The sequence below is a fragment of the Mycobacterium sp. E1715 genome, assembly GCF_001667625.1.
Taxonomy (GTDB): domain Bacteria; phylum Actinomycetota; class Actinomycetes; order Mycobacteriales; family Mycobacteriaceae; genus Mycobacterium.
Map to the genome: position 1 here is coordinate 1 of NZ_LZJJ01000319.1, position 10,594 is coordinate 10,594.

The window sequence follows — 10,594 nt, forward strand, 5'->3', positions numbered from 1 at the left end:
GCTCGAGGGCTGGTGTGACAAATATAACGAGAAGCTGCCGGCGCTGAATTCCTTTGTGCTGCCTGGTGGTTCGCCGCTTTCGGCGCTGCTGCACGTCGCCCGCACGATCGTCCGTCGCGCGGAACGGTCGGCGTGGGCGGCCATCGACGCCGCGCCGCAGCAGGTCAACGTCCTGCCGGCGAAGTACCTGAACCGCCTTTCGGATCTACTTTTCATCCTGGCGCGCGCGGCGAACCACCAGGCAGCACAAAGGAATTCAGCGCCGGCAGCTTCTCGTTATATTTGTCACACCAGCCCTCGAGCCGGTCGATGTAGGGCTGGGTGACCCGAAGCGGGGGATGCTCGGGGTTCTGCACCACCGGCGTCGACAGGTCCGCGCCGGCGTCGAACAGGTCGTTCTGGATCTGCCGCAGCACGCCGGCGATTTCCTCGTCGGGCTCACCCAGGGCGATCGCCACCCCGATCGCCGAGTTCGCCTCGTCACAATCCGCGTAGGCGACCAGGCGGGGATCGTTCTTGGAGACCCGCGAAAAGTCGCTCAACCCCGTCGTGCCGTCGTCACCGGTCCGGGTATAGATGCGGGTCAGGTGTATCGCCATGAGCAAGACGGTACTGCGGTGCGCGGCGGCGCCGTGGCTCGGCTCACGCCTTGACTCGCCCCTCGCCGCTTCGCGGCTGGGGGTGCCCCCACCTCGCTCCGCCGCGCGGAGCGCATCGTCGTCACGCGGGCTGACTGACAACCCGATACCGCTTCACTAGACTGACGCGGGTGGCAGAGCGATTCGTGGTGACCGGCGGCAACCGGTTGTCCGGCGAAGTCGCAGTGGGGGGCGCCAAGAACAGCGTGCTCAAGCTGATGGCCGCGGCGCTGTTGGCCGAAGGCACCAGCACCATCACCAACTGCCCCGACATCCTCGATGTGCCGTTGATGGCCGAGGTGTTGCGCGGCCTGGGCGCCACCGTCGAGCTCGACGGCGACGTCGCCCGGATCACCTCACCCGACGAGCCGAAGTACGACGCGGACTTTGCCGCGGTGCGACAGTTCCGGGCGTCGGTCTGCGTGCTCGGGCCGCTGGTCGGCCGCTGCAAGCGGGCCCGGGTCGCGCTGCCGGGTGGTGACGCGATCGGGTCCAGGCCGCTGGACATGCATCAGGCGGGGCTGCGCCAGCTGGGCGCCCAATGCAACATCGAGCACGGCTGCGTCGTCGCCCAGGCCGACACGTTGCGCGGTGCGGAGATCCAGCTCGAGTTCCCGTCGGTGGGCGCCACCGAAAACATCCTGATGGCCGCCGTGCTGGCCGAGGGCGTCACGACGATTCACAACGCCGCGCGCGAACCCGACGTCGTGGACCTGTGCACGATGTTGAATCAGATGGGCGCGCAGGTCGAAGGTGCCGGTTCGCCGACGATGACCATCACCGGCGTCCCGCGGCTACACCCCACCGAGCATCGCGTGATCGGGGACCGCATCGTCGCCGCCACCTGGGGTATCGCCGCCGCCATGACCAGGGGCGACATCTCGGTGACGGGCGTCGACCCGGCCCACCTTCAGGTGGTGCTGCACAAGCTGCACGACGCCGGCGCGACGGTCACCCAAACGGACAACAGCTTTCGGATCACCCAGTACGAGCGGCCCAAGGCCGTCAACGTCGCGACCCTGCCGTTCCCCGGATTTCCCACCGACCTGCAGCCGATGGCGATCGCGCTGGCGTCGATCGCCGACGGGACGTCGATGATCACGGAAAACGTCTTCGAGGCGCGTTTCCGTTTCGTCGAAGAAATGATCCGGCTGGGTGCCGACGCGCGCACGGACGGCCACCACGCGGTCGTGCGAGGCCTGCCGCAATTGTCCAGCGCCCCGGTGTGGTGTTCCGATATCCGCGCCGGCGCCGGCCTGGTGTTGGCGGGGCTCGTCGCCGACGGTGACACCGAGGTTCACGACGTCTTCCACATCGATCGCGGCTACCCGTTGTTCGTCGAAAACCTGGCGATTTTGGGAGCGGAGATCGAGCGGGTAGAGTAACCAAAGTCAGTGCCCCGCAGGGGCGGTCGCCACACCAGGCGACCGACACCCCGGGCGCTTGACTCCCTCGCTGGATTGGTACTAGCCTGGCACGGCTGCTCCCGAAACGGTCTTCCGAAGACCAAAACTGGGAGTTGACTCCACTGCCGGACTTGTATTAAGCTGGCAGGGTTGCCCCAAAACGGGCGAAACAAGTGTTGTTTGAGAACTCAATAGTGTGTTTGGTCTTTTTATTTGTTGTTGTTTTTTGGCCATACCTAGCACTCCCCGTGTGTGGGTATGGCAATTTTTGATGCCAGTTATTTGGTGTCTTTTTGTTAGGTCAGATTTTCTCTGATTTGAAATTCACCTCGTTCTGCGAGGAGATTTTGTTTGGAGAGTTTGATCCTGGCTCAGGACGAACGCTGGCGGCGTGCTTAACACATGCAAGTCGAACGGAAAGGCCTCTTCGGAGGTACTCGAGTGGCGAACGGGTGAGTAACACGTGGGCAATCTGCCCTGCACTTCGGGATAAGCCTGGGAAACTGGGTCTAATACCGGATAGGACCACTTGGCGCATGCCTTGTGGTGGAAAGCTTTTGCGGTGTGGGATGGGCCCGCGGCCTATCAGCTTGTTGGTGGGGTGATGGCCTACCAAGGCGACGACGGGTAGCCGGCCTGAGAGGGTGTCCGGCCACACTGGGACTGAGATACGGCCCAGACTCCTACGGGAGGCAGCAGTGGGGAATATTGCACAATGGGCGCAAGCCTGATGCAGCGACGCCGCGTGGGGGATGACGGCCTTCGGGTTGTAAACCTCTTTCACCATCGACGAAGGCTCACTTTGTGAGTTGACGGTAGGTGGAGAAGAAGCACCGGCCAACTACGTGCCAGCAGCCGCGGTAATACGTAGGGTGCGAGCGTTGTCCGGAATTACTGGGCGTAAAGAGCTCGTAGGTGGTTTGTCGCGTTGTTCGTGAAATCTCACGGCTTAACTGTGAGCGTGCGGGCGATACGGGCAGACTAGAGTACTGCAGGGGAGACTGGAATTCCTGGTGTAGCGGTGGAATGCGCAGATATCAGGAGGAACACCGGTGGCGAAGGCGGGTCTCTGGGCAGTAACTGACGCTGAGGAGCGAAAGCGTGGGGAGCGAACAGGATTAGATACCCTGGTAGTCCACGCCGTAAACGGTGGGTACTAGGTGTGGGTTTCCTTCCTTGGGATCCGTGCCGTAGCTAACGCATTAAGTACCCCGCCTGGGGAGTACGGCCGCAAGGCTAAAACTCAAAGGAATTGACGGGGGCCCGCACAAGCGGCGGAGCATGTGGATTAATTCGATGCAACGCGAAGAACCTTACCTGGGTTTGACATGCACAGGACGCGTCTAGAGATAGGCGTTCCCTTGTGGCCTGTGTGCAGGTGGTGCATGGCTGTCGTCAGCTCGTGTCGTGAGATGTTGGGTTAAGTCCCGCAACGAGCGCAACCCTTGTCTCATGTTGCCAGCGGGTAATGCCGGGGACTCGTGAGAGACTGCCGGGGTCAACTCGGAGGAAGGTGGGGATGACGTCAAGTCATCATGCCCCTTATGTCCAGGGCTTCACACATGCTACAATGGCCGGTACAAAGGGCTGCGATGCCGCAAGGTTAAGCGAATCCTTTTAAAGCCGGTCTCAGTTCGGATCGGGGTCTGCAACTCGACCCCGTGAAGTCGGAGTCGCTAGTAATCGCAGATCAGCAACGCTGCGGTGAATACGTTCCCGGGCCTTGTACACACCGCCCGTCACGTCATGAAAGTCGGTAACACCCGAAGCCAGTGGCCTAACCCTTGGGAGGGAGCTGTCGAAGGTGGGATCGGCGATTGGGACGAAGTCGTAACAAGGTAGCCGTACCGGAAGGTGCGGCTGGATCACCTCCTTTCTAAGGAGCACCACGAAAAGCACTCCAATTGGTGGGGTGCGAGCCGTGAGGGGTTCTCGCCTGTAGTGGGCGGGGGCCGGGTGCACAACAGCAAATGATTGCCAGACACACTATTGGGCCCTGAGACAACACTCGGCCAGTCCGTGTGGTGTCCCTCCATCTTGGTGGTGGGGTGTGGTGTTTGAGTATTGGATAGTGGTTGCGAGCATCTAGACGGATGCGTTGCCGGCAACGGTGGCGTGTTCGTCAAAATGTGTAATTTCTTTTAAAACTCTTGTGTGTAAGTAAGTGTCTAAGGGCGCATGGTGGATGCCTTGGCATCGAGAGCCGATGAAGGACGTGGGAGGCTGCGATATGCCTCGGGGAGCTGTCAACCGAGCATTGATCCGAGGATTTCCGAATGGGGAAACCCAGCACGAGTCATGTCGTGTTACCCGTATCTGAATATATAGGGTGCGGGAGGTAACGCGGGGAAGTGAAACATCTCAGTACCCGTAGGAGAAGAAAACAATTGTGATTCCGTCAGTAGTGGCGAGCGAAAGCGGAACAGGCTAAACCGCATGCATGGATAACCGGGTAGGGGTTGTGTGTGCGGGGTTGTGGGATTGATATGTCTCAGCTCTACCTGGCTGAGGGGTAGTCAGAAAGTGTCGTGGTTAGCGGAAGTGGCCTGGGACGGCCCGCCGTAGACGGTGAAAGCCCGGTACGCGAAAACCCGGCACCTGCCTTATATCAACACCCGAGTAGCAGCGGGCCCGTGGAATCTGCTGTGAATCTGCCGGGACCACCCGGTAAGCCTAAATACTTCTCGATGACCGATAGCGGATTAGTACCGTGAGGGAATGGTGAAAAGTACCCCGGGAGGGGAGTGAAAGAGTACCTGAAACCGTGTGCCTACAATCCGTCAGAGCCTCCTTGTGGGGTGATGGCGTGCCTTTTGAAGAATGAGCCTGCGAGTCAGGGACACGTCGCGAGGTTAACCCGTGCGGGGTAGCCGCAGCGAAAGCGAGTCTGAATAGGGCGCATCCCCTTTGGGGTGTAGTGGCGTGTTCTGGACCCGAAGCGGAGTGATCTACCCATGGCCAGGGTGAAGCGCGGGTAAGACCGCGTGGAGGCCCGAACCCACTTAGGTTGAAGACTGAGGGGATGAGCTGTGGGTAGGGGTGAAAGGCCAATCAAACTCCGTGATAGCTGGTTCTCCCCGAAATGCATTTAGGTGCAGCGTTACGTGTTTCACCACGGAGGTAGAGCTACTGGATGGCCGATGGGCCCTACTAGGTTACTGACGTCAGCCAAACTCCGAATGCCGTGGTGTATAGCGTGGCAGTGAGACGGCGGGGGATAAGCTCCGTACGTCGAGAGGGAAACAGCCCAGATCGCCGGCTAAGGCCCCTAAGCGTGTGCTAAGTGGAAAAGGATGTGCAGTCGCAGAGACAACCAGGAGGTTGGCTTAGAAGCAGCCACCCTTGAAAGAGTGCGTAATAGCTCACTGGTCAAGTGATTGTGCGCCGATAATGTAGCGGGGCTCAAGCACACCGCCGAAGCCGCGGCAACCGCAAGGTTGGGTAGGGGAGCGTCCCCCATGCAGCGAAGCCACCGGGTAACCGTGTGGTGGAGTTTGGGGGAGTGAGAATGCAGGCATGAGTAGCGATAAGGCAAGTGAGAACCTTGCCCGCCGTAAGACCAAGGGTTCCTGGGCCAGGCCAGTCCGCCCAGGGTGAGTCGGGACCTAAGGCGAGGCCGACAGGCGTAGTCGATGGACAACGGGTTGATATTCCCGTACCCGTGTGTGGGCGTCCCTGACGAATCAGCGGTACTAACCACCCAAATGGTGGTCTATCAATCCCTTCGGGGTGCGAGGATCGCCGGCTGCGTGGGACCTTCGCTGGTAGTAGTCAAGCAATGGGGTGACGCAGGAAGGTAGCCGTACCAGTCAGTGGTAATACTGGGGCAAGCCTGTAGGGAGAGCGATAGGCAAATCCGTCGCTCATTAATCCTGAGAGGTGATGCATAGCCGGTTGAGGTGAATTCGGTGATCCTCTGCTGCCAAGAAAAGCCTCTAGCGAGCACACACACGGCCCGTACCCCAAACCGACACAGGTGGTCAGGTAGAGCATACCAAGGCGTACGAGATAACTATGGTTAAGGAACTCGGCAAAATGCCCCCGTAACTTCGGGAGAAGGGGGGCCGGAATACCGTGAACACCCTTGCGGTGGGAGCGGGATTCGGCCGCAGAAACCAGTGGGTAGCGACTGTTTACTAAAAACACAGGTCCGTGCGAAGTCGCAAGACGATGTATACGGACTGACGCCTGCCCGGTGCTGGAAGGTTAAGAGGACCCGTTAACCGTAAGGTGAAGCGGAGAATTTAAGCCCCAGTAAACGGCGGTGGTAACTATAACCATCCTAAGGTAGCGAAATTCCTTGTCGGGTAAGTTCCGACCTGCACGAATGGCGTAACGACTTCCCAACTGTCTCAACCATAGACTCGGCGAAATTGCACTACGAGTAAAGATGCTCGTTACGCGCGGCAGGACGAAAAGACCCCGGGACCTTCACTACAACTTGGTATTGGTGTTCGGTACGGTTTGTGTAGGATAGGTGGGAGACTTTGAAGCAGTTACGCCAGTAATTGTGGAGTCGTTGTTGAAATACCACTCTGATCGTATTGGACACCTAACGTCGAACCCTTATCGGGTTCACGGACAGTGCCTGGCGGGTAGTTTAACTGGGGCGGTTGCCTCCTAAAATGTAACGGAGGCGCCCAAAGGTTCCCTCAACCTGGACGGCAATCAGGTGTTGAGTGTAAGTGCACAAGGGAGCTTGACTGCGAGACTTACAAGTCAAGCAGGGACGAAAGTCGGGACTAGTGATCCGGCACCCCCGAGTGGAAGGGGTGTCGCTCAACGGATAAAAGGTACCCCGGGGATAACAGGCTGATCTTCCCCAAGAGTCCATATCGACGGGATGGTTTGGCACCTCGATGTCGGCTCGTCGCATCCTGGGGCTGGAGCAGGTCCCAAGGGTTGGGCTGTTCGCCCATTAAAGCGGCACGCGAGCTGGGTTTAGAACGTCGTGAGACAGTTCGGTCTCTATCCGCCGCGCGCGTCAGAAACTTGAGGAAACCTGTCCCTAGTACGAGAGGACCGGGACGGACGAACCTCTGGTATACCAGTTGTCCCACCAGGGGCACCGCTGGATAGCCACGTTCGGACAGGATAACCGCTGAAAGCATCTAAGCGGGAAACCTTCTCCAAGATCAGGTTTCTCACCCTTTTAGAGGGATAAGGCCCCCCGCAGACCACGGGATCGATAGGCCAGACCTGGAAGCTCAGTAATGAGTGCAGGGAACTGGCACTAACCGGCCGAAAACTTACCAACACACAATCGCAACCACTAGTTCAGTCCCAGCGGCTATTGTCGTCGGGCGCTCTGAACACCACACCCCCCACCGAAACCAAATTTAAATAGAGTTACGGCGGCCACAGCGACAGGGAAACGCCCGGTCCCATTCCGAACCCGGAAGCTAAGCCTGTCAGCGCCGATGATACTGCCCCTCCGGGTGGAAAAGTAGGACACCGCCGAACATACACAAAAACACCCCCGGCAACGGGGGTGTTTTTGCATTTCTCGGTACGGCGCATTCCTAGTCGAACAATGTCAAGGCCGCATTCACCGACGCGCGTTTCTTCTCCAATGCGAGCAGCGTTCGCTTGCGGTCGAGCCCGCCGCCGTAGCCGGTCAGGCTCCCATTGGCGCCGATGACACGGTGACAAGGGACGACGATCGCGATGGGATTGTGGCCGTTCGCGAATCCCACGGCGCGCGCGGAGCCAGGGGCGCCGATCTGTTCCGCGATCTCTCCGTAGGACCTGGTTTCGCCGTAAGGAATTGTCTGAAGGGCCTTCCACACGCGCCGCTGGAATTCGGAGCCGCGCAACTCGAAGTCGAAATCGAACTCGGTGAGTTCGCCGGCGAAATATGCGTTCAGTTGGTCGGTGGCCTCGTTGAACGCCGTGGCGTTCGGTGCCCAGCCGGTTCGGCTGGGCTCGTAAGTCTGGTCGACCATCCGAAGCATCGTCAGAACCGAGTCCTGACCGGCGAGGGTCAGCGGCCCGATCGGGCTGTCGATGGTGCGGTACTCGATCATGCTGTCTCCTTCTGGGGCTCCTGTGGTGGCCATTGGTTAACCGGATGCTCGAGGGTGGTCCAGAGGTACTGGGTGGCGTAGGAGCGCCAGGGGCGCCACCGGGCGCCGTGCCCGATCAGGGCCCGTTCGTCGGTCGGTAAGCCCAATTGCCTGGCGGCCATCCGAAGCCCAAGGTCGGTGGCGGGGAAGGCATCCGGGTCACCGAGCCCACGCATCGCGATCACCTCCGCGGTCCATGGGCCGACTCCGGGCACCTCCAGCAATTGTCTGCGGGCGGCCTCCCAGTCGCTGCCGCTGTCGAGGACGATACTGCCGTCGGTGAGGGCGGCGACCAATGCGCTCAGGGTCCGTCGCCGGGTCTTGGGGACCGCCAAGTGGATGGGGTCGATCTCCGCGAGTTGCTCCACGGACGGGAAGGTGTGGGTCAGCCCGCCGTCGGGGTCGGCGATCGGCCGGCCGTAGGCCGCGACCAGGCGGCCGGCGTGGGTTCTGGCCGCCTTGGTCGACACCTGCTGGCCCAGGACTGCGCGCACGGCGAGCTCGGCCTCGTCCACGGTGCGTGGAATGCGTTGTCCGGGGGCCTTTCCCACGACCGGACGCAGGTGCGGGTCGCCGGACAGCGCGTCGTCCACCGCCTCGGGATCGGCGTCGAGATCCAGCAGTCGCCTGCAGCGGGCGATCGCCGTCGTCAGGTCGCGAAAGTCATCGAGCACCAGCACGCAGCGGACGTGATCGACGGCCGGTGTCAGGGTGGTGACGGCGCTGCCGAACGGGAGACGCAGGCTCCGTCGATACGCGCCGCCGCGGATCTCCTCACAACCGGGCACGGTGCCGGCGGCCAGGTGGCCGAAGACGCCCTCGTAGGCGAACGGGGTGCGGACCGGCAGTCGCAGGCACACGGCCCCCGGCGAAGCGGTGCCGGTCCCGGCCCGCCCCGCCGCCCGCCGGCGCAGCTCCCTCGGGGTGCTCTCGAAGACAGAGCGCACCGTGTCGTTGAACTGCCGGATGCTGGAGAACCCCGACGCGAACGCGATGTCGCCGAATGGCAGGTCCGTGGTCTCGACAAGCAGCCGGGCCGTCTGCGCCCGCTGGGCGCGGGCCAGCGCGAGCGGGCCGGCGCCGACCTCGGCCTGCAACAGCCTCTCCAGCTGGCGGGTGGTGTAGCCGAGGTGCGCCGCCAGGCCGCCGACGCCTTCGCGGTCCACGGTGCCGTCGGCGATGAGACGCATCGTCCGGGCGACGACGTCGCCCCGGACATTCCATTCCGGTGACCCGGGCGAAGCGTCGGGCCGGCACCGCTTACACGCCCGGAATCCGGCCCGCTGGGCGGCGGCCGCGGTCGGGTAGAAGCGCACGTTGCGGGCGAACGGCGGCCGAACCGGGCAACTGGGCCGGCAATAGATGCGGGTGGTCAGCACCGCCGTGACGAACCAGCCGTCGAACCGGGCGTCCTTGGACTGGACGGCGCGGTAGCAGCGTTCGAAGTCGTCGTGCACGCTTCTAAGACTTACACCCGCCCGGTGACAAAACTGGCGGAAAAGCGACATGGCAGTGGGAGCCCACCTAGGGGCCGTCGTGCCGCACGGCCGCGGCGGCGGCGATGAAGTCGCGGGCCGGGCGGGACAGCGGCCGGCCCGAGTCCCAGATCATCCCCACGTCGCGGTACGCGTCGGCGTCGGCCAGTGGCAGCACGCTCAACCCCGCCGCGGATTCGCTGCCGTCGATGGGCATCAGGCCGACACCCAGCCCGGCGGCCACCAGGCCCGCGGTCGTGGTGAGGTTCGCCGCCTCCAGCACGATCCGCGGCTGGAATTGTGCCGCGGCGCAGAGCTCGTCGAGCAGCCGTCGCATGCCGAACCCGGGGTGCATGGCCACGACGGGCTCGTCCGCGAGATCGGTCATGGACACCGCGGCATCGCCCTCGAATCGGTGACCACGTGGCACGGCGACACCGAGCCGCTGCCGAAACAGGCTGCGCCAGGCGAGAGTTGGCCGCCGTGGCCGCGGGGACACCACCCCGACGTCGACGCGCCCGGCCAGCACCAGCTCGCCGATCGATTCGGCGGCGCCCTCCTCGAGCGCGAAGGCCACGCGGGGTGAGGATTCCTTGAACCGGGCGATCAGGCGCGGCACCACCGTCGCCCCGAACGAGCCGAGGAAGCCCACCCGGATCTCGCTGACGGCCGGGTTGGCCAGGTCGTCAATCGCGCGCCTGGCCGAGTCGAGCTCCAGCTGCGCGCGTCGGGCATGCTCGTAGAAGATCCGGCCATACGTGTTGAGGGACAGGCGTTTGCCGCGACGATCGAACAGCGCCACGCCCAGCCGCCGTTCCAGACGCGCGAGCATCCGGGTGAGCGTCGGCTGGGCCACGCGAAGCTGTTCGGCGGCCGCCGTGACGTGTTCCAGCTCCGCAAGTGTGACGAACCACTCGTAGTCGTCGCCCGCCACGCGCACCATCCTCGACTTATGTCTTTGGAGCATATTAAACCTGCGAATAATTCATTTCCTTCGCTTTGCGTCGGCG

At 62.3% G+C, this 10,594-nt stretch carries 5 protein-coding genes, 3 rRNA genes and 1 pseudogene; 5 read left to right on the forward strand and 4 right to left on the reverse strand.

The window, feature by feature from the left end; translation table 11 throughout:
* Window positions 1-325, forward strand: a 325-nt coding sequence (locus A9X03_RS28545; RefSeq protein ID WP_231968796.1) for an ATP:cob(I)alamin adenosyltransferase, incomplete at its 5' end; no start/stop codon positions are given.
* Here A9X03_RS28545 and A9X03_RS16165 read toward each other — a convergent pair.
* Window positions 228-599 (reverse strand): annotated as a pseudogene (locus A9X03_RS16165) (ATP:cob(I)alamin adenosyltransferase); the annotation flags it as partial. The gene A9X03_RS28545 and the pseudogene A9X03_RS16165 sit on opposite strands and share 98 nt — an antisense overlap.
* Before the next feature lie 170 nt (window positions 600-769).
* Here A9X03_RS16165 and murA point away from each other — a divergent pair.
* From murA to rrf, 4 genes are all read left to right on the forward strand, one after another.
* A complete protein-coding gene (gene murA / locus A9X03_RS16170) occupies window positions 770-2,023 on the forward strand; it encodes a UDP-N-acetylglucosamine 1-carboxyvinyltransferase (RefSeq protein ID WP_067281208.1) in 1,254 nt (417 codons plus the stop codon).
* 369 nt (window positions 2,024-2,392) lie between these two features.
* Window positions 2,393-3,920: ribosomal RNA gene (locus A9X03_RS16175) — 16S ribosomal RNA — on the forward strand.
* 282 nt (window positions 3,921-4,202) lie between these two features.
* Window positions 4,203-7,301: ribosomal RNA gene (locus A9X03_RS16180) — 23S ribosomal RNA — on the forward strand.
* Window positions 7,302-7,394: 93 nt separating this feature from the next.
* Window positions 7,395-7,507: ribosomal RNA gene (rrf, locus tag A9X03_RS16185) — 5S ribosomal RNA — on the forward strand.
* The 16S, 23S and 5S rRNA genes sit together here, the layout of an rRNA operon.
* Window positions 7,508-7,566: 59 nt before the next feature.
* Here the strand turns inward: rrf and A9X03_RS16190 are convergent.
* From A9X03_RS16190 to A9X03_RS16200, 3 genes are all read right to left on the reverse strand, one after another.
* The gene (locus tag A9X03_RS16190) at window positions 7,567-8,070 is read right to left on the reverse strand and encodes a methylated-DNA--[protein]-cysteine S-methyltransferase (RefSeq protein WP_068261901.1); all 504 of its coding nucleotides are present in this window, start codon (window positions 8,068-8,070) and stop codon (window positions 7,567-7,569) included.
* Entirely contained in the window at window positions 8,067-9,566 is a 1,500-nt protein-coding gene (locus tag A9X03_RS16195) for a DNA-3-methyladenine glycosylase 2 family protein (protein WP_068018443.1), read from the reverse strand. The genes A9X03_RS16190 and A9X03_RS16195 overlap by 4 nt, the downstream gene beginning before the upstream one ends.
* Before the next feature lie 67 nt (window positions 9,567-9,633).
* The gene (locus tag A9X03_RS16200; protein ID WP_197499004.1) at window positions 9,634-10,518 is read right to left on the reverse strand and encodes a LysR family transcriptional regulator; all 885 of its coding nucleotides are present in this window, start codon (window positions 10,516-10,518) and stop codon (window positions 9,634-9,636) included.
* Window positions 10,519-10,594: the final 76 nt, after the last annotated feature.

Bases quoted from the DNA above. Each gene is read 5' to 3' on its own strand.
- A9X03_RS16190 (WP_068261901.1), bottom strand. From the start codon at position 8,070: ATGATCGAGTACCGCACCATCGACAGCCCGATCGGGCCGCTGACCCTC.